The sequence below is a fragment of the Candidatus Rokuibacteriota bacterium genome, assembly GCA_016188005.1.
GTDB lineage: Bacteria > Methylomirabilota > Methylomirabilia > Rokubacteriales > CSP1-6 > UBA12499.
Genome location: JACPIQ010000083.1, coordinates 1 through 18,877, shown reverse-complemented (window position 1 = coordinate 18,877; position 18,877 = coordinate 1). Strand labels below are relative to the sequence as shown.

Sequence of the window (18,877 nt, the reverse complement as noted above, 5' to 3'; positions counted from 1 at the left end):
GCGCGCTTCCCCCCGCGCAGGCGCCTCGCGCAGGGGGCGGAAGCGAGGGCCCGCGAGGGGGTACACTGGCGTCATGTGGGGGGGGCTCCCGGTGGTCGCCGTCGCGGTGCTGGTCGGCCTGGGTCACAGCGCCGCCCTCGGTGCAGGCCATGCCCTCCCCAGAGCGCCTGCGACGGCCACACCGGTGAGGCTCAGCCCCGAGTGGCGGGGGCGGCTGGCCTCCGCGCTGGCGCAGCACCGCAACGGGGATGCGAAGGCGGCCGCCCGCGACTTCGCCGACATCGCCGCAGCACCCACCCCCATCCCCGAGTATGCGCTGCTGCTCCAGGCCGAGGCGCTGTCCCGGCTCGGGGACCCCGCCGGCGCCAGAGAGGTGGCGCTCCGCGCGGCGGAGAAGGCCGGCAACGGGCCGCTCCTGGACGACGCCCTCCTGCTGGCGGCGCGGGAGGCCGCCCGGGCGGGAGACGACGCGGGGGCCGCCCTGCACTATCGCCGCTTCCTCGACCGCTATCCCGAACATCCGGAGAGCGCGGGGGCACGGTACGCCCTGGCCCAGGCGCTCCTGGCCACGGGCCGGCCGGCCGAGGGGCTCCGCCTCCTCCGGGCGATCTGGATCGGCGCTCCGGGCTCACCCCAGGCCGATCCCGCGCAGAAGCAGGAGCGGCTCCTGGCCGACCGCGGAGCGGTGGTGTTGCCCGTGACCACGCGGGAGCGGCTCGACCGCGCCGAGCGCCTCCTCGCGGCGGGACTGGCAGGGACGGCCCGCGCCGAGGCGGAGGCGCTCCTGCGGGACGGGGCGGCGGGCGACACGGTGCTGCGCGCCCTCCGCGTCGTCGCCGAGGCGGCCCGGCGTACGGGGCGCGCGGAGGAGGCCCTGGGAGCGGTGGACCGCGCGCTGTCACTGGCCGACGCGGCGAGGCGGCCCCCATGGTTGCTCGAGCGGGCGCGGCTCCTGCAGCGCTCCCGGCCTGCGGCCATTGCCGCCCTCGATCTCCTGGTTCGCAATCATCCCCAGAGCCCCGAGGCCCCGGAGGCCCTGCTCCTGAAGGCGCAGCTGCTGGAGGCCGCGTCGCTGCCGGCCGAGGCCGAGGCGGTGTACCGCCGGCTTGCTGCCGAGTATCCGGAGGCGGACGAGGCGGGGCGCGCCCTCTGGCGGCTCGGCTGGCTCGCCTGGCTCCGCGGGAGCCTCGAAGAGGCGGCGCTCCGCTGGGGGCGTCTGGCCGCCGTGCGCGGGGGCTCGAACTACCGGGAGGCCGGCGGCTACTGGATGGGGCGGGCCCGCGAGGAGCGCGGGGACATGGACGAAGCTTCCCGGCAATGGGCGGCGCTGGCGGCGAGCGCGCCGCGGAGCTACTACGGGCTGCTGGCCTCACGGCGGATGACGCGCAGGCCGGTGACCGCACCGACGGAGGGGGCGCCTCGCGCCCTGTCGTTTCCGGCCGATCCGCTTGATCCGCTCCGCGGGGAGCCCCGCTACGCCAAGGTCGAGGCCCTGCGGGCCGTGGGCCTCTCGGCCTGGGCCGACGGCGAGATGGAGGAGCTGGCCCGGCGAGCCGCCGGAGAGCCGGTGCGGCTCTTCGCCATCTCTGCCGCCTACGTCGAGGACGCGCGCTATCACCTCGCCCTTCGTATCCTGAGGCGCGACTTCCTGGGGCTGGCGCGGGCCGGGCACCCCTGGCTGCCGCGGGCGTTCTGGGAGATGTTCTATCCGCTGGGATGGCGCACGGAGCTGACCGGTGCCGCTTCCCGCGCCGCCCTCGACCCGCTCTTTGTTGCCGCGGTGGTGCGGGAGGAGTCCTCCTTCAACCCGCGGGCGCGCTCGCGCGTGGGGGCCCGCGGCCTCATGCAGCTCATGCCCGAGACGGCGCGCCCGATGGCACGGCAGCGCGGGCTCGCCTTCCAGGGCGGCGAGGTGCTGGAGGAGCCCGGCCCGAACCTCGAGCTGGGCACAGCCTTCCTGGCCGGGCTCGTCCGCGAGTTCAGGGAGCCGCGCCTCGCCATCGCCGCCTACAACGCCGGCCCCACGCGAGTGCGGGAATGGTGGGCCACGCGCCACGGGGACGATATCGATGTCTGGGTAGAGCACATCCCGTTCAACGAGACCCGGGCCTTCGTCAAGCGGGTGACCGTGTCCTGGGAGGAGTACCGGCGTCTCTACGGCCCGCCAGCCGGTGACTGATCAGGCAGGGTCGCTCACGCGGGCCGGGCTCGGGCGGCGCTGGGCCGCGGCTCTCCTCGACGCCCTGATCGGACTTGGCGCCGTCGCCCTCTGCGCCATGTGGCTGCTGCTGGGGCTCTGGGCGCTCCGCGGGCTGAGGCGGGACGCGGTGGAGGCCCTGCTCCTGCTGGGGGCGCTGCTCCCCCTCGGCCTGGCGCTCCACATGGCCTACCACGTCGCCTTCGTGGGTGGCTGCGGCCAGACGCCGGGGCAGATGGCGCTGGGGATCGCGGTGGTGCGGGGCCACGGCGCCCGGGCCGGGTACCCCCGCGCGCTGCTCCGCGTGCTCGGCGGCCTGCTCGACGCGCTGGCGCTCTGGCTCCCGTCGGCGGTGCTGCTGCTGGGGCCGGACAGGCGGGGGCTCGCCGACAGGATCGCCGGGACGCGGGTCGTGCTACTGCGCGGGGCCGGCGATGGCGACGGGAGTCAGGGGCGCCTCCAGCGGCTCGAGAGCGGCCAGCCGCTCGTGGAGCGAGGGGTGGCTGGCCAGTAGCCCGCCCAGATCTTCCCTGGGCTTGGGGCTCGCGGCGGCGAGGGAGGACAGCGCCAGCGCGAGGACGCGGCGGGGCGCAGCATGGCCCATCGCGCGCAGGATCTCCACCGCCTTGCGATCGGCCTCGAGCTCCTGGCGCCTGGAGAAGGCCCTCACGGCGATCGGGTTGACCAGGAAGTCCACCAGGTTCACGCCGGGCGCGACGACGCCGAGCACGGTGAAGCCCGCGCTGATGGACAGCGCCAGCGCCCGCCGTGTGCCGATGTGGCCCAGCACCTCGTGCGCCACCTCATGCGCCACCACCGCCTCCACGACGGGCAAGGGCTGCGCGGCGAGCCCCTCGGTGAAGTAGAAGGTGGCCTCTTCGTCGCTGAAGGCCGCGGACACCTTCGTCTTCACGAAGGCGAAGGAATAGCGGGCCGGGTCGTCGCCGGCCGCCACCGCCGCCCGATGCAGCACCCCGGCGACGCGGCTCGTCGCGGGATCGCTCGGCAGTGGGTAGTAGGCGCCGGGCGGCACGACTGAGCAGCCGGCGAGGAGCACGGCGAGGGGTGATGCGGCGACGAGAGTCCGGATGGTCATGGGGCCTCGCGCGAGTGGCCATCAGCATAGGCATAGGTCCGCCACGATGCCTCAAGAAAAGCATGGCCCCGAACGGCGTGACGCGGCGCAGAACGGGAGGGTGCGGTGGCGGCATGGGCTTGGAGGGACTGGTACACTGAGGCCCCACAGGAGGGTATGCCATGCTGATCAGGCGCGCCGGCAGATTCAAGGCCTCCGAGATCACGCCCCCCCAGCTCTATCTCCAGAGGCGCGCGTTCATGGTCGGGGCCGCGGCGCTCGTGCTGGCGCCTGCCGGCGCCACGGCGGCCCCCCCCGCGGGACAGGCGCTCAAGGCCCCGCGCAATGCGGCCCTGAGCCGGTCCGAATCCCCCACGGCCTTCGAGAGCGCGACCACCTACAACAACTTCTACGAGTTCGGTGTCGAGAAGGACGACCCGGCGCGCCTGGCCGCCTCCCTCCGGACTCGGCCGTGGGCGGTGCAGGTGGACGGGCTCGTGGCCCGGCCCCGGCGGCTCGACATCGAGGAGATCCTCGGGCTGGCCCCGCTGGAGGAACGCGTGTACGCGCTGCGCTGCGTGGAGGGCTGGTCGATGGTGATCCCATGGATCGGCTATCCGCTCTCGACGCTGCTGAAGCGCGTCGAGCCCACGAGCCCGGCGCGCTTCGTGGAGTTCACCACGCTGCATGACCCGGAGCAGTTCCCCGGTCAGCGCAAGGGGCTGCTGAGCTTCGGAGGCCTCGACTGGCCCTATGTCGAGGGCCTCCGTCTGGACGAGGCCCTGAACCCGCTCACCCTCCTCACGGTGGGCATGTACGGCCAGGTGCTGCCGAACCAGAACGGGGCGCCCGTCCGCGTCGTGGTCCCGTGGAAGTACGGCTTCAAGAGCGCCAAGAGCCTCGTACGGATCCGCCTCGTGGCGGAGCAGCCGAAGACGGCGTGGGAGAAGGCCGCGCCCCGCGAGTACGGCTTTTACTCCAACGTGAACCCGGCCGTGGACCACCCGCGCTGGAGCCAGGCCACGGAGCGGCGGATCGGCGAGTTCCGCCGGAGGAAGACCCTGCCGTTCAACGGCTATGCCGACCAGGTGGCCGGGCTCTACGCGGGCATGGACCTCAAGAAGTATTACTGACGGGATGCAGTGGCGGGCCCGGGTCCTGCTGAAATGGGGCGTCTGGGCCGTGGGGCTCGGGCCGCTCGCCTTTCTCCTCTGGCGCGCCTGGGCGGGCAGCCTCACGGCCAATCCCATCAGCTTCGTCACCAACACGCTGGGGGACTGGACGCTCAGGCTCCTCCTGGCCTGCCTGGCCATGACGCCGCTCAGGATCCTTTCCGGCTGGGCGTGGCCCGTGTCGTTGCGGCGGCTCCTCGGCCTGTTCGCCTTCTTCTACGCGGCGCTCCACTTCTCGGTCTGGATCGTCCTCGATCACTTCTTCGACTGGGGCGCGATGGGGGCCGACATCGTGAAGCGCCCGTACGTCACGGTGGGGATGACGGCACTCACGCTCCTCGTGCCACTGGCGGCCACCTCCACGGCGGGCATGATCAGGCGGCTGGGCGGCCGGGCATGGCGGCGCCTTCACGCGCTGGTCTACGCCATCGGCGTCCTCGGGGTGCTCCACTTCCTCTGGCTGGCCAAGAAGGGCGTGCAGGATCCCTACTGGTACGCGGGGGTGCTGGCGCTCCTGCTCGGCGTGAGGCTCTGGGACAGGGCGCGGCGGCTGGCTGCCCGCGGGCGCCCCCCGCTCGGCGAAGCCGCCCTGGCGGTGGATCCCGTGGGGCAGTCTCGCTCGCACAGCTGATCCCGCAGCACCGCTCAGAGAGAGCAGCGCACCCGGGTGAGGATCGGTAGTACACTCGGCCTACTTTCGCCCACCGCACGGGCCATTGTCGGCACGCTTTCCCTGACCCGGCTGTCCCGGGCCCGCGGGCGCGTGGTCCTCACGGCGGGCCGGGCCAGCGAGGTGAGCGAGGAGCGCGAGGAGCTGGGGCATGGCGTCTTCACGTACTATCTCCTCGAGGGCCTCCGCGGCAGGGCCGACCTCGACGGCGACGGCATCATCACCGTCGACGAGATCTACGCCTATGTCTCCCGGAAGGTTTCCGAGGCCACCGGCCAGAACCAGCACGCGCTGAAGAAGGGGGAGACGGAGGGCCAGCTCGTCCTGGGCCGGACGCGGTAGCCGCAGCGGAAAATGAGACAAACGACTCATGGACTCAAGCTGCCCGCATGGCGGATGGTGCTGAGAGAGCCAGAAAGCACCTCTTCCAGCCCCTGCGCGACCCGACCGGAGACCATCGCCGCGACCTGAGCCCTACGGCAGACGCCATCAAGGAGGATCGAGCCCATGCACACCGCTCCCAGCGCCAGCTACAGTATGACGGTCCGTCTCGAGATCCGGAACCGGACAGGGATGCTCGGCAAGGTCACCTCCGCCATCGGGGGTGCGGGGGCCGACATCGGGGCCATCGACATCGTCCAGATGGGGCCCAAGGTGGTCGTCCGCGACATCACCTTCAATGCCCGCGACAGCAAGCACGGGCAGCAGGTGGTGGACGCCCTCCGCCACGTGGCCGGAGTGAAGGTGGTCCATGTCTCCGACCGGACCTTCCTCATGCACCTGGGCGGCAAGATCGAGGTCCGAGGCAAGGTGGCGGTGAAGGGGCGCGACGACCTCTCCATGGCCTACACGCCCGGCGTGGCGCGGGTCTGCATGGCGATCCACGACGACCCGCAGAAGGTCTACACGCTCACCATCAAGCAGAACTGTGTTGCCGTGGTCACCGACGGCACGGCGGTGCTGGGGCTGGGCGACATCGGGCCCAAGGCCGCCATCCCCGTCATGGAGGGCAAGGCGCTCCTCTTCAAGGAGTTCGCCGGCGTGGACGCCTTCCCGCTCTGCCTGGCCACCAAGGACGTGGACGAGATCGTGGGGATCGTGCGCGCCGTGTCGCCGATCTTCGGGGGCATCAACCTCGAGGACATCTCCGCCCCCCGCTGCTTCGAGATCGAGGAGCGGCTGCGCAAGGAGCTGGACGTGCCCGTCTTCCACGACGACCAGCACGGCACGGCCGTCGTGGTGCTGGCGGCGCTGCTCAACGCGCTGCAGGTGGTCAAGAAGAAGATGAGCGACGTCAAGATCGTCTTCTCCGGGGCCGGCGCCGGGGGCATCGCCACGGCCAAGCTGCTCATGGCCATGGGGTGCAACCACGTCATCGGCTGCGACACCAAGGGCACGCTGTACCGCGGCCGCACCGAGAACATGAACCCCGTCAAGGCCTGGTTCGCCGAGAACACCAACGAGAAGGGCGTGCGCGGGACGCTCGCCGAGGCCCTCAAGGGGGCGGACGTGTTCATCGGGCTGTCCGGCCCGGGCGTGGCGACGGCCAAGGACATCCAGCGGATGGCGAAGCACCCCGTCGTCTTCGCCATGGCGAACCCCACGCCGGAGGTCATGCCCGAGACGGTGCACGGCATCGTCCGCGTCATGGCCACGGGCCGCTCGGACTACCCGAACCAGATCAACAACGTGCTGTGCTTCCCGGGCTTCTTCCGCGGTCTCCTCGACGTGCGGGCCCGCCAGGTCAACGACGAGATGAAGATCGCCGCCGCGCGGGCCATCGCCTCGATCGTCTCGGCGAGCGATCTGAGCGAGGAGTACATCATCCCGTCGGTGTTCGACAAGCGGGTGGGCGAGGCGGTGGCCGGCGCCGTGGCGCGCGCGGCGGTGCAGACGGGGCAGGCGCGCCGGGCCCTCCCGGCGGCGGCCAGCGGGAAGGCCGGCACCAAGGCCCCCTGACGCCCGGGCCCCGGGCGCCAGCGCGGGGACAGCCCCCGCCGCTGGCGGCAGGCGATTCGCCTCCGCTACGGCGTGAGGGCCTGCTTCCAGGCGATGATCGGCGGGACCTGGGTCTCGGCGGGCTTGGTGCAGCGCTTGCCGCGCACGCCGTAGCTCACGCTCCCCCCGCGGATCGGGCAGGTGCCGAAGGCCGTGCCGAACTGCACGCTCATGGGCGATCCGGACCTCATCATGGTGGACGAGCCCACCGAGGGGCTGGCGCCGAAGCTGGTGGAGCTGGTCGCAGGACTTCTCGAGCAGATCGCACGCCGCGGCATCTCCATCCTGCTCGTCGAGCAGAAGCTCACCATCGCGCTGCGGATCAGCAGGAGGCTCTACGTGATGGGGCATGGCCGGATCGTGTTCGAGGGCACGCCCGAGGACCTCAAGGGCAACGCGGCCGTGCGCCGGGAGTGGCTGGAGGTCTGACAGGCGCCGCTCCCGCCGACCTGGTGACGGACGACCGGGCCGGGCAGGACCTCCGGCTCCGGCCGGGGCTGACAGCCTGACGCGCCTCCTCCTCGCCGCTCCCGCTCGCCCGTCGGGGGAGGGGGAAGCGAGGAAGGGCGAGCGGTAGGGGCTACTTGCCGGGCGTGTAGTAGGGGTTGCTTCCGGAGGAGTGGTCGGTGGTATCGAGGACTTCCTCGACCTCCGGAAGCTCCTCCTTGATCAGTCGCTCGATCCCCGCCTTCAGGGTGATGTCCGCCGCACCACAGCCCTGACAGCCCCCGCCCAGCTGGAGATAGACCTTGTTCTCCTGGACGTCGATCAACTCGACAAAACCGCCGTGACCAGCCACGGCCGGGTTGATGGTCGACTCGATCAGCTCCTGCACCCTGGCCTTGAGATCGTCGCTCATGAGGGCCTCCTTGTGACCTCCTACTAGACCACCACTGTACCCGAATATCCAGTCAGGGCCAACTGGCCCCGGGTGGGCTCGGCTCAGCAGAACCACGGCTCGGTCATGCGCGGCGGGCGGGCCCGGTCGCGGGGGAGGCCGGGGGCCACGGCGGGGCCCGGAGTGAGGCCGGCCGCCGCGGCCCAGTGCGCGCGCACCCGATCGAAGGTGATGGCGGGATCCTCACCCTGCTCGGCGGCCTGGGCCGCCACGGCGGCCACGGCCGTGTGGAGCGCCTCCATGCGGGGATCCGGGTGCGCCCACCGGTAGGAGAACTCCTCTTGGACGAGCCCCTCCAGGAAGGGCTGTAGCGCCGGGCTCTCGAGGAGCAGCGAGCCAGGCGGCACCAGGAGCCGCAGCGAGTACTGCACCGGGTCCACGTGATCCACGAGTGCCTCGCGCTCGACGAAGTCCAGCATGTCCCGGTAGTCCTCGAGCGCCGTCCACGGCGTGAAGGCGACCCAGGTGGGATGGAAGGCGATGCCGGCCTCGCGCACCGCTGCGAGCGCCTCCCCCACGTCGGCGCGCGTATGCCCCTTGGCCAGGTGGCCGAGCACCGTATCGCTGAGCGACTCGACGGCAGAGACGACGAAGATGGCGCCCAGCCTGGCGAGCTCGGGGAGGAGCCGGCGGTGCCTCAGCAGGTGCTCGACCTTGGCGGTGAAGTCGAAGGTGATCCCGGGGAACTCGGCGTGCAGCCCCCGGGCTACCGCGAGGGCCTGGCCGGGCCCGTTGAGGAAGTCCGGATCGCCGAAGGTGATGTGGGTGGCGCCGGCGGCGACCTGCTGGCGGATGTCCGCCTGGACCGTGTCCCGGGGGACCGCGAAGAAGCGGCCACCGTAGACAGGCGGGATGGGACAGTGGCGGCAGAGGTGGAGGCAGCCGCGGCTCGCCTCGACGTAGCCGGCCACCTCCCGTCGCCCGGCGCGCTCGAGCCGCGCGTACTTCTTGAGCCCCGGCAGCGACGCGCGGCTCGGCCGCGGCAGGGGGTGGCGTGCGAGGTGGGGCGGCGCGGGCGCCCGGGCCGTGGCCACGCCGGGCACGCGGGGCTCCTGGCCTCTGGCGAGGGCGTCGGCCAGATCGGCCAGAGGCGGCTCGGGCTCGCCGCCGATGACGCTGTCCACGCCGTGGGCGAGGAGATGTCCGGCGTTGAGGTGCGCGTAGAGCCCGAAGAAGCAGATGTGGCAGCCGGGGTTCACGGCGCGCACGCGCCCGGCGGCGGTCACACCCACCCGGAGCGCCGTGTGCATCGGGACCGAGATGGCCACGAGCCGGGCCCGGGCGGCCTTCTCGGGATCGAAGGGCTCCACCGACACATCCAGCACGGCCGGCGCGTAGCCGCGTTCCGCGAGCACGGCCGCCGGCCAGGCGACGCTCAACGGCTGATGCCCCAGCTCGTAGCAGGCGATCAGCAGGATGTCCCCGGGCGCCTTCATGGAGCCCTCATCGTACACCTGCCGTCGAGCCCCGCCGACCCGCCCGATCCGCGCGGAGTCTGGCACGGGGACCGGGCCTGATGGTAGGGTTGGGAGGCCATGCGCCCCATCACCCTGATCTCCAGCCACGTCGTCTCCGCCCTCGCCATCTTCCGGAAGCCCCGGGGCCGCTGAGCCCCGCGGCCGGGAGGCACACGCCATGACGACCGGGACCCGGAGCGCGCTCCATACCCCGCTCTGCGACCTCCTCGGCATCCGCTACCCGATCTGCCAGGCGGGCATGGGCTTCGTGGCGCGCTCTGGGCTCGCGGCGGCCGTGTCCGAGGCAGGGGGCCTGGGCGTGCTGGCGGCCGCGCACAACACCCCCGAGGGACTGCGCGAGGAGATCCGCCGGGTGCGGGATGCCACCGACAAGCCCTTCGGCGTCGACGTGCTCTTCGCCACCATCCGCGCCGCCGGGGAGGAAGTGGACCGCTTCACGGATGCCGTGCGCGGCTCCATCGACGTGGCCCTCGAGGAGCGGGTGCCAGTCCTCATCGCCGGGCTCGGAAACCCGGGGCCCGTCACGGCCGAGGCCCACCGGCTCGGGATGAGGGTGATGGCCCTCTGCGGCAACGTCAAGCAGGCCCGGGATCACGCTGCCAGCGGCGTGGACGTGGTGATCGCCCAGGGGCATGAGGCGGGCGGGCACACGGGGCGGATCGCCGGGCTCGTGCTGATCCCGGCCATCGTGGACGCGGTGCGGCCGGTGCCCGTGGTCGCCGCGGGGGGCATCGCGGACGGGCGCGGGCTGGTGGCGGCGCTGGCGCTGGGCGCCGTCGGCGTATGGCTGGGGACGCGCTTCATCGCCACCGCCGAGGCCCATGCCCACGACAACTACAAGCAGAAGATCGTCGCCATCGACGAGGAGGGGACCGTGGTGACGCGTGCCTCCAGCGGCAAGCCCTGCCGGCTCATCCGCAACAACTTCACCCGCGAGTGGGAGAAGCGCGCGGGTGAGATCCAGCCCTTCCCGGTGCAGCTCTCGCGCGTGGGATTCCCGGCCTCCATCCAGGCCCGCGAGCAGGGCGACATCGAGAACGGCAGCGCGGCGTGCGGCCAGTCGGCGGGCTTGATTCACGGGGTGCGGCCGGCGCAAGAGGTGATGGAGGCGATGGTGGACGAGGCCCGGGCCGTGCTGGCGCGGCTGCCCCGCTGACGGGCAGGTGAGCGAGGGCGAGGTGAGCGAGCGCGATCCGTATGGCGGCCTCACCGACGAGGAGCTGGAGAGAATCCCCACCGTCTTCCGCGACGGGCTCTTCGCGGGCCAGGTGGTGCTGGTCAGCGGTGGGGCGGGCGGGATCGGCCGCGCCCTCTGCTGCCTCTTCGGCCGGCTGGGCGCCTCGATCGTGGCGTGCGGGCGGGATGCCGCCAAGCTCGCCGGCCTCGAGGCCTGGCTGGGGCGGCTCGGCATCCCGTGCATGACTCGCGCGATGACGATCCGGGATCCGGCGCAGGTCGCGGGGCTGATGGACGCCGTCTGGGAGCGCCACGGGCGGCTCGACGTGCTGATCAACAACGCGGGCGGCCAGTTCGCGGCCCCGGCGCTATCGATCACGCCGAAGGGGTGGAATGCCGTCATCGACACCAACCTCACGGGCACCTGGTACATGACGCAGGAGGCCGGGCGCCGCTGGATCGAGCGCAAGGAGTCCGGGTCGGTCGTCAGCATGGTGGTGCCCCCGCAGCAGGTGGGCGTCGGCATCCCGCACACGGCGGCTGCCCGGGCCGGACAGGTGGCGTTCTCCCGCAGCCTCTGTCTCGAGTGGGCGCCGCACGGCATTCGCATCAACTGCGTGGCGCTGGGCACGCTGGCCAGCCCGGGGCTCGAGCGGTACCCGCGCACGGCGCGGCCTTCCTTCGTCCACAACCCGATGCGTCGGCTGGGCGATGTCCACGACGTGGCGCAGGCCTGCGTCTACCTCGCCGCGCCCTCGGGCAAGTTCATCACCGGCGAGGTGCTCACGGTGGACGGCGGCTGGCAGGTCTGGGGCGACTTCTGGCCGCTGGGGAAGCCCGACTACTTCAAGATCGAGGAGTGACCATGGCCGACCCGAGGCTCGACACCGTGAGGCTCCAGCGGCTCTCCCGCTCCTACCGCGAGGCGGCCACGCTGATGGCCGGCGTCGAGCTGGGCCTCTTCACCCGCGTGGCGCACGGGGCCGACACGCTGGCGCGGCTCGCCGAGGAACTGGGTTTCACCCCGACCAATGCCGAGCGGCTGGTGACGGCCTGCGTGGCGCTGGGCCTCCTGGTGCGCGACGGGGCGCGGTTCCGCAACGCGCCCGACGTCGAGCGCTACCTCGTCGAGGGGGAGCCCGGCTATGCCGGGCCGTGGATCCTCTTCACCAAGCCCGAGTGGGAGGACTGGGGGCGTCTGGCCGAGCGCCTCAGGGACACGGGCCCGCCCGTGGTCCTGGGCAAGTACGCCCAGGGCTTCACGGTGGAGGAGGCGCGGAAGTACCACGAGGCGACCTACAGCATCGGCCTGGGCTCGGGCCGCCGCTTCGTCCGACAGGTGGACCTCGCGCGGCGGCGGCGCATCCTGGACCTGGGGGGCGGCTCCGGGTGCTACTGCATCGCCGCCTGCCAGGCGCATGCGCAGCTCCACGCGGTGGTCTTCGACCTGCCGCCGGTGACGGAGGTGGCGCGCGAGTTCATCGCCTCCCACGGGCTTGCCGGCCGCATCACCACCGTCAGCGGAGATTTCACCGCGGACCCGCTGCCGGCGGGCGCTGATGTCGTCATCATGGCGAGCAATCTGCCGCAGTACAGCCGCGAGATCATCCAGCGCGTGGTCGGCAAGGCGTGGGAGGCCCTCGAGCCGGGCGGCGAGATGCATCTGATCGGCGAGATGCTCAACAGCGAGCGTACCGGCCCCGCGGACCCGGCGCTGTGGGGGCTGGCCGAGACCGTCTACGGTAGCACCGGCCTCGCCCATTCCGTCACCGAGTGCGTGGGCTACCTGGAGGCCGCCGGCTTCACGGGCGTCACCGCGCAGGAGTTCATTCCGTCGGTCCTGATCCGCGTCACCGGGATCCGGCCCGCCTGACGTCACACGACGGCGCCCTGACGTGGAGTCTGCGGCCGGGGCAGGGGGGGCCGGCGCGGGCACGGCGCCAGGAGGAGGGAGAGACATGGTCAAGGTGATCGCGATTGTCAAGCGGAAGCCGGGGATGACGGTCGACGCCTTCCAGGACCACTGGCGCACGGCGCACGCTGACGTCGTGCGCCGGCTGCCGGGCCTCCGGCGCTACGTCCAGTCCCCGACGCTCCCCTCGGGCTACCGCAAGGGCGAGCCGGCGTGGGACGGCATCGCCGAGCTCTGGTTCGACTCGATGGACGCGCTGCGGGCGCTCCGCGGCACCCCCGCCCAGGCGGGGGTGGACGCCGACGAGCCGCGGTTCATCGACAAGGCGACCATGACGACGTTGCTCACGGACGAGCACGTCATCAAGGAGGCACCGGTGCCAGCGGGCGCCGCCAAGTGGGTCGAGTTCCTCACCCGTCGGCCGGACCTCACGGTCGAGGCGTTCCAGCGCCACTGGCGGGAGGTGCATGGGCCGATCGCGGCGGGGATCCCGCAGATCCGCCGGTACGTGCAGAGCCACGTGCGGCCGGGCGCCTACGCGAGCGGCCGGACCCCGCGCTACGACGGCGTCGCGCTCACGTGGTTCGACGACACGCAGGCCATGCGCGCCTCCGCGGCGACGGCCGCGTACGCGGCGACGCGCGCCGACGAGGCGAACTTCCTGGCGCCCGGGGAGGCGCCTGTCATCATCACCCGGGAGCACGTCGTCGTTGGCTGAGCGGCTGCCCGCGGGAGGGCGCCCGGGGCCGGTCCGGCGCGCAGTCGCCGTGCGACAGCGCGCGACGGCGAGCCGTACGTGTTGACGCCCTCACGTGGGGCGCCCGTCGCGGTTCATCTCCGGGTGCCCGGCACGGCGCCCATGGCAGACCTCATGCGGCTCGTCCAGAGCATCGAGGCGGCGGGATTCGACGGTGCCGGCATCCTCGACAGCCAGATGCTGGGCCGCGACGCCTTCGTCATCCTCGGCCAGGCCGCCGCCCACACCTCCCGGCTGGTCCTGTTCCCCGCCGTGACGAACCCGGTCACGCGCCACGCCTCGGTGCTCGCCGGCGCGATCCAGACGGTCGAGGAGCTGGCGCCGGGCCGGGTGAAATTCATCATCGGCACCGGCTACTCGTCGGCGAGCACCATCGGGCGCCCGCCAGCCACGCTCGCCGAGATGCGTGCCTGCCTTGCGACGGTGAAGGCGCTGCTCGCTGGAGATCCGGTTGACTTCGGGAGCACGCGGGGGCGGCTCGCCTATGCCCAGGGGCGGCCGATTCCCGTGCTGATGGCGGCGTCGGGTCCGAAGGCCATCGAGGTCGCCGGCGAGATCGCCGACGGCGTGCTGCTGCTGGTGGGGTTCAACCGCGGCATCGTGGAGCGGGCCCTCGAGCACCTCGAGCGCGGCGCGCGGCGCGCGGGACGCCGGCTCGAGGACCTCGAGGTCATCTGGGCGGTGCGGACCGGCACGGCGGCCACCCTGGAGGAGGCGCGCCGGCAGGCGCGGCCCGTCGCCGTGCACTGGGGCGTGCTGCGCTGGGGCGGCCACTGGCTCGAGCCCGCGGGACTCCGCCTCCCGGCGCTCGAGATCCCGGACGCGGTGCGGCGGATCTACCCCGATCTCTCGCATGCCCACGACTGGGACGAGGCCATCGCGGCCACGGCCTTCGTGCCGGACGAGGTGATCGCGGAGCTCTGCGATGCGATGGGACTCATCGGCGGGCCCGAGCACTGCGCCGATCGGATCGTCGAGATGGCCCGGCTCGGCGTGCGTCAGCTCTACCTCATGCCGGTGCAGACCTTCGTCGGCCCCGAGCAGGAGGTGCGGGTGTTCCGTGACGTCGTCTTCCCGCGCCTGCGCGCCGCCGGTATCCGGTGAGGCGTCCCGCGGAAGACCGTGCCCGCCAGCTCGACCGCCGCCGCGGCGCGGGGGAGCCGAGCGCGTGATAATAGGTGATTCCCTGATCGCCGGGGCTCCGCGCGACGGCGGGCAGGCTCCGAGTGGCCCGGCGCCCCCGCCGGCACTCCGACGATCCCGACAGGAGGAGCGCCCGCCATGAAATTCGCCCGCTTCCGCGTGGACGGCTACGACTACTACGGTCAGGTCGAGGCGGACCGGCTCCGGGCCATCCAGGGCGACCTGTTCAGCGGGGACTACCGGCTCAGCGGGGCCGTCTACCCTCTGGACCGGGTCAAGCTGCTGCCTCCCTCGCGCCCGGTGAACTTCTGGGGCGTCGGCGAGAACTACCCGCGCCACGTCGAGTTCCGCATCGAGCAGATGGGGCGCGAGATCGAGGAGCGGGCCAGGCGCTTCACCCCCTGGCACAAGGGTGTCGGCTCCCTCATCGCCTCGGGGGACACGGTGATGATGCCGCCGGACCTGAAGGTGCTCGAATACGAGGGCGAGCTGTGCGTCGTCATCGGGAGACCCGCGTACCGCGTCAGCCGGGAGGAGGCGCCCCACTACATCTTCGGCTACAGCGTCTCCAACGACATCAGCGGCGCCGACTACCGGGACGCCTTCATGTGGCGGATGAAGTGCAGCGACACCTTCGGACCCGTCGGGCCGTGGATCGAGACGACGATCGACCCCCACGACCTGGACATCATCACCCGAGTGGACGGGCGGGAGGAGGACCGGGGCAGCACCCGGGACATGATCCACGACTGCTATGCCATCGTCAGCAACATCAGCCAGTACTGCACGCTTCACCCGGGCGACCTCATCACCACCGGCGCGCCCGGGAGCACCCGGCCGCTCCGAGCGGGAGAAGTGGTGGAGGTCGAGATCCCGGGGATCGGAGTGCTGCGAAACCCCATCGCGGCGGGGAGATGATGACGGCCCCGCGCCCCCGCGGAGCGCCCCGGGTGTAGCATTCCCGTTGCAGCACGCCCCGCGCGGAGGAACGACTGCCGGCTTGACGGGTTCCGCGCTAGGGGGCATCAGCACCCGGCCGGTGGCGCGGAAGCGAATCCAGCCCGGACGCAGAGGAGAGCCAGGTGGAGCATCGAGGAGCGCTGAGTGGCCTCGACGAGGCCTTTTACGTGTCAGACGGACAGCGGTTCATCGCCACGCCCCACACGCGGGGGCCGTGGAGCCCCGATCTGCAGCATGCCGGCCCCCCATCGGCGCTGCTCGCGCGCGCCATCGAGCGGGCCGTGGCCGGAGAGCCGGCGCTGGCCGTCACGCGGCTCACCGTGGAGCTGCTCGCGCCCATCCCCATCGCCGCGTTCGAGATCCAGACCAGCGTGCTGCGGGCCGGTCGGAAGGTGCGGAGGATCGACGCGACGCTGACCACCGAGAACCGGGCGATCGCTCGCGCCACCGGACTGGCCATCCGCACGGCCAGCGGCGACATCCCGCCGTCTCCGGCTCCCAAGACCTGTCCCGATCCCCCCGACCGGGGGGAGCCCCATCTCTTCCCGGTGGTGCTCGGCTCCCCCGCGGGGTACGCCACGGCGGTGGAGGCGCGGCGCGTGGCCGGCGCCACCCAGGAGGGCGGCATCGCCGCGTGGATCCGCAGCCGCGTGGCGCTGGTGTCCGGCGAGACGCCCTCGCCGCTGCAGCGCGTGATGATCGCCGCCGATTCCGGCAACGGCGTGGCCGTGCCCCTGGACCCGCGGCGCTTCACCTTCATCAATGCCGACCTGACCGTGGCCTGCTTCCGCCCGCTCGAGGGCGAGTGGGTGTGCCTGGATGCGGTCACGGCGCACGATCCGGCCGGCATCGGCCTCACCGAGACCCGCCTGTGGGATCTCCGCGGTCCCATCGGGCGGGCGCTGCAGACCCTGGTGATCGAGCCCCGGGAGGCGTGACCCGACGGTCGCTCCGCTGAGGCCGCCGGGCGGGCTGGAGGAGCGTCCTGAGTCGGCACGGCAGGCCCGGGCTTTTCCGGCTTGACAGGGCTGGGCTCGGAGGACTATAAGCCAAACGAGCGATTGTTTTTGTACATGCGTGCCGCGATCAGAGCCCAGCGATCGGACAGCCGACTGCGCCGCTCCCTCGAGTGGGCCGCCCGAGCGCCCGGCGTGATCGGGAGTTGGTCCGCGGGCGCCGCGCGGGGCCAGGAACCGGCGCTCCTGGCGCTTCAAGTTCCACGCTCAGACCTGCGGCGGCGACCTCACGCGGCGGACCGCCGCCCAGCAACATCGTCCGGGTGGCCATCTGAGGCCTCGCGGCTGAGTCCCACGGCCGCCCTGCCGCCAGCTCTGCGCGCGGCACCGCGGCCCGGATGAAGGAGGGCAGCGTCATGGCGCTGGCCACAGTGACCCTGGACGACAAGTACACCCTCGAGTCCGGCCGGGTCTTCCTCACCGGCATCCAGGCCCTCGTCCGGCTCCCCATCATGCAGCGGCAGCGGGACGTGGCTGCGGGGCTCAACACCGCCGGCTTCATCTCCGGCTTCCAGGGCTCGCCGCTGAACGGCGTGGACCAGAACCTATGGAGGGCGGAGCCCTTCCTCGTCAAGCACCACATCCGCTTCCAGCCGGGGCTCAACGAGGAGCTGGGGCTCACGTCGGTGTGGGGAAGCCAGCAGGTCACGCTGTTCGAGGGCGCCCGCTACGACGGTGTCTTCGCGCTCTGGTACGGCAAGTGGGCGGGCGTCGGCCGCTGCGGGGACGTCTTCAACCACGGCAACTCCGCCGGGAGCGCCCGCCACGGCGGCGTGCTGCTGGTGGCCGGGGACGACCACATGGCGCGCTCCTCCACCGTCGCGACCCAGAGCGAGCCCATGCTGACCGCGGCCATGATCCCGGTGCTGAGCCCCGCGGGGGTGCAGGACTACCTCGACCTGGGCATCCACGGCTGGGCCATGTCCCGCTACTCCGGGTGCTGGATCGGGCTCAAGGCCATCGACGAGACCATCGAGAGCTCGGCCTCGGTGCACGTGGACCCGCACCGGATCACCGTGCGCCTGCCGGAGGACTTCGTGCTCCCGCCGGACGGGCTCAATATCAGGCTGCCGGACCAGCCGCTCCAGATGGAGCGCCGGATCCACGAGTACCGGCTCCGGGCGGCCCAGGCCTATGCCCGCGCAAACCGGCTCGACCAGACGGTGTTCGACAGCCCGAGGGCGCGGCTCGGCATCATCACGGCTGGCAAGTCCTACCTTGATGTGCGCCAGGCGCTGGACCACCTCGGCATCGACGCGCGGCGCGCCGCGGAGATCGGCGTCCGCCTCCACAAGGTCGGGATGACCTGGCCGCTCGAGCCGGAGGGGGTGCGCCGGTTCGGCGAGGGGCTGGAGGAGATCCTGGTCGTGGAGGAGAAGCGCCCGTTCCTCGAGTCCCAGGTGAAGGCCCAGCTCTACAACTGGCCCGAGCCGCGGCGGCCCCGGGTCATCGGCAAGTTCGACGACACGGCCGGGGAGGCGCCCGGCCGGGAGGAATGGCTCCTGCCCGCGCCCGGCGAGCTCACCCCCGAGGTGATCGCGCGGGTGATTGCCGGACGCATTGGGCGCTTCTTCGGCGACGAGCGGCTGCGGGAGCGCCTCGGCGTCCTCGAGGAGAAGGAGCGGGCCGTCGCCCGGCCCGCCCTGACCCAGCAGCTCCAGGGGTACCTGGGGGATGCCGGGCGAGTCCCGTACTTCTGCTCCGGCTGCCCCCACAACACCTCCACCCGGGTGCCGGAGGGCAGCCACGGCATGGCCGGCGTGGGCTGCCACTTCATGGCGACCTACATCTTCCCGGGCACCAAGATCTTCACCCATATGGGCGCCGAGGGGGTGGCGTGGATCGGCCAGGCCCCCTTCACCGACACCCCGCATGTCTTCGCCAACCTGGGCGACGGCACCTACTACCACTCGGGCGTGCTGGCGATCCGCGCCGCAGTGGCGGCCGGCGTCACCATGACGTACAAGATCCTCTACAACCACGTGACGGCCGCGACAGGCGGGCAGCCGTTCCCGGGCGAGCTGACCGTCCCGCAGCTCACGCGGCAGCTGGCCGCGGAGCGGGTGAGCCGGATCGTGGTCGTGACGGACGAGCCCGCCAAGTATGGCCGCGATCCGGGGTTCGCCCCGGGCGTCGCCGTCCGCCACCGGGACGACCTGGAGGCGGTGCAGCGCGAGCTGCGGGAGCAGAAGGGCGTCTCGGCCCTCGTCTACGACCAGACCTGCGCCGCGGAGAAGCGGCGCCGGCGCAAGCGGGGCCTCTACCCCGACCCGGCGCGGCGCGCCTTCATCAACGAGGCCGTCTGCGAGGGGTGCGGCGACTGCAACGAGAAGTCCAATTGCCTGTCGGTGCTGCCTGTCGAGACGGAGCTGGGGCGCAAGCGCGCCATCGACCAGTCCTCCTGCAACAAGGACTTCTCCTGCCT

At 72.3% G+C, this 18,877-nt stretch carries 18 protein-coding genes and 1 pseudogene; 15 read left to right on the top strand and 4 right to left on the bottom strand.

Annotated elements, in window-relative coordinates; all coding sequences use genetic code 11:
- Positions 1–73: 73 nt before the first annotated feature.
- On the top strand, positions 74–2,179 hold the full coding sequence (locus tag HYV93_16120; protein MBI2527498.1) for a transglycosylase SLT domain-containing protein: 2,106 nt from the start codon (positions 74–76) through the stop codon (positions 2,177–2,179).
- Positions 2,172–2,711: an RDD family protein gene (locus HYV93_16115; protein ID MBI2527497.1), complete on the top strand. Its 540-nt coding sequence runs from the start codon at positions 2,172–2,174 to the stop codon at positions 2,709–2,711. Before HYV93_16120 ends, HYV93_16115 begins: the two co-directional genes overlap by 8 nt.
- On the opposite strand, the gene HYV93_16110 is transcribed toward HYV93_16115, so the two are convergent.
- A complete protein-coding gene (locus HYV93_16110; GenBank protein ID MBI2527496.1) occupies positions 2,613–3,293 on the bottom strand; it encodes a M48 family metalloprotease in 681 nt (226 codons plus the stop codon). The two genes, HYV93_16115 and HYV93_16110, sit on opposite strands and share 99 nt — an antisense overlap.
- 161 nt (positions 3,294–3,454) lie before the next feature.
- On the opposite strand from HYV93_16110, the gene msrP reads away from it, so the two are divergent.
- From msrP to HYV93_16090, 4 genes are all read left to right on the top strand, one after another.
- Positions 3,455–4,405, top strand: a complete 951-nt coding sequence (gene msrP, locus HYV93_16105; GenBank protein MBI2527495.1) for a protein-methionine-sulfoxide reductase catalytic subunit MsrP — start codon at positions 3,455–3,457, stop codon at positions 4,403–4,405.
- A 4-nt stretch (positions 4,406–4,409) separates the two neighbouring features.
- Positions 4,410–5,075: a sulfoxide reductase heme-binding subunit YedZ gene (locus HYV93_16100; protein MBI2527494.1), complete on the top strand. Its 666-nt coding sequence runs from the start codon at positions 4,410–4,412 to the stop codon at positions 5,073–5,075.
- Between the two features lie 36 nt (positions 5,076–5,111).
- Positions 5,112–5,456: a hypothetical protein gene (locus HYV93_16095; protein ID MBI2527493.1), complete on the top strand. Its 345-nt coding sequence runs from the start codon at positions 5,112–5,114 to the stop codon at positions 5,454–5,456.
- Positions 5,457–5,621: 165 nt separating this feature from the next.
- Positions 5,622–7,073 carry an NAD-dependent malic enzyme gene (locus HYV93_16090; GenBank protein MBI2527492.1) on the top strand — a complete coding sequence of 484 codons (1,452 nt, stop codon included), beginning with the start codon at positions 5,622–5,624 and terminating at the stop codon, positions 7,071–7,073.
- 65 nt (positions 7,074–7,138) lie between these two features.
- On the opposite strand, the gene HYV93_16085 is transcribed toward HYV93_16090, so the two are convergent.
- On the bottom strand, positions 7,139–7,285 hold the full coding sequence (locus tag HYV93_16085; GenBank protein MBI2527491.1) for a hypothetical protein: 147 nt from the start codon (positions 7,283–7,285) through the stop codon (positions 7,139–7,141).
- Between HYV93_16085 and HYV93_16080 the strand changes: the two are divergent.
- Positions 7,278–7,541: pseudogene (locus tag HYV93_16080) on the top strand (ABC transporter ATP-binding protein). The gene HYV93_16085 and the pseudogene HYV93_16080 overlap by 8 nt on opposite strands.
- Before the next feature lie 151 nt (positions 7,542–7,692).
- Here HYV93_16080 and HYV93_16075 read toward each other — a convergent pair.
- Positions 7,693–7,971, bottom strand: a complete 279-nt coding sequence (locus HYV93_16075; GenBank protein MBI2527490.1) for a NifU family protein — start codon at positions 7,969–7,971, stop codon at positions 7,693–7,695.
- A gap of 83 nt (positions 7,972–8,054) precedes the next feature.
- A complete protein-coding gene (locus tag HYV93_16070) occupies positions 8,055–9,446 on the bottom strand; it encodes a radical SAM protein (protein ID MBI2527489.1) in 1,392 nt (463 codons plus the stop codon).
- Between the two features lie 199 nt (positions 9,447–9,645).
- Between HYV93_16070 and HYV93_16065 the strand changes: the two genes are divergently transcribed.
- The 8 genes from HYV93_16065 to HYV93_16030 all read left to right on the top strand — a co-directional run.
- Positions 9,646–10,644: a nitronate monooxygenase gene (locus HYV93_16065; protein ID MBI2527488.1), complete on the top strand. Its 999-nt coding sequence runs from the start codon at positions 9,646–9,648 to the stop codon at positions 10,642–10,644.
- 22 nt (positions 10,645–10,666) lie between these two features.
- The gene (locus HYV93_16060) at positions 10,667–11,527 is read left to right on the top strand and encodes an SDR family oxidoreductase (protein ID MBI2527487.1); all 861 of its coding nucleotides are present in this window, start codon (positions 10,667–10,669) and stop codon (positions 11,525–11,527) included.
- A gap of 2 nt (positions 11,528–11,529) precedes the next feature.
- On the top strand, positions 11,530–12,537 hold the full coding sequence (locus HYV93_16055; protein ID MBI2527486.1) for a methyltransferase domain-containing protein: 1,008 nt from the start codon (positions 11,530–11,532) through the stop codon (positions 12,535–12,537).
- Positions 12,538–12,622: 85 nt separating this feature from the next.
- Positions 12,623–13,294: an EthD family reductase gene (locus HYV93_16050; GenBank protein MBI2527485.1), complete on the top strand. Its 672-nt coding sequence runs from the start codon at positions 12,623–12,625 to the stop codon at positions 13,292–13,294.
- Between the two features lie 141 nt (positions 13,295–13,435).
- Complete coding sequence (locus tag HYV93_16045; GenBank protein ID MBI2527484.1) at positions 13,436–14,437, top strand: LLM class flavin-dependent oxidoreductase; 1,002 nt, start codon at positions 13,436–13,438, stop codon at positions 14,435–14,437.
- A gap of 177 nt (positions 14,438–14,614) precedes the next feature.
- A complete protein-coding gene (locus HYV93_16040) occupies positions 14,615–15,394 on the top strand; it encodes a fumarylacetoacetate hydrolase family protein (protein ID MBI2527483.1) in 780 nt (259 codons plus the stop codon).
- A gap of 164 nt (positions 15,395–15,558) precedes the next feature.
- A complete protein-coding gene (locus HYV93_16035) occupies positions 15,559–16,374 on the top strand; it encodes a thioesterase family protein (GenBank protein ID MBI2527482.1) in 816 nt (271 codons plus the stop codon).
- A 416-nt stretch (positions 16,375–16,790) separates the two neighbouring features.
- Positions 16,791–18,877, top strand: a 2,087-nt coding sequence (locus HYV93_16030) for an indolepyruvate ferredoxin oxidoreductase family protein (protein MBI2527481.1), incomplete at its 3' end; no start/stop codon positions are given.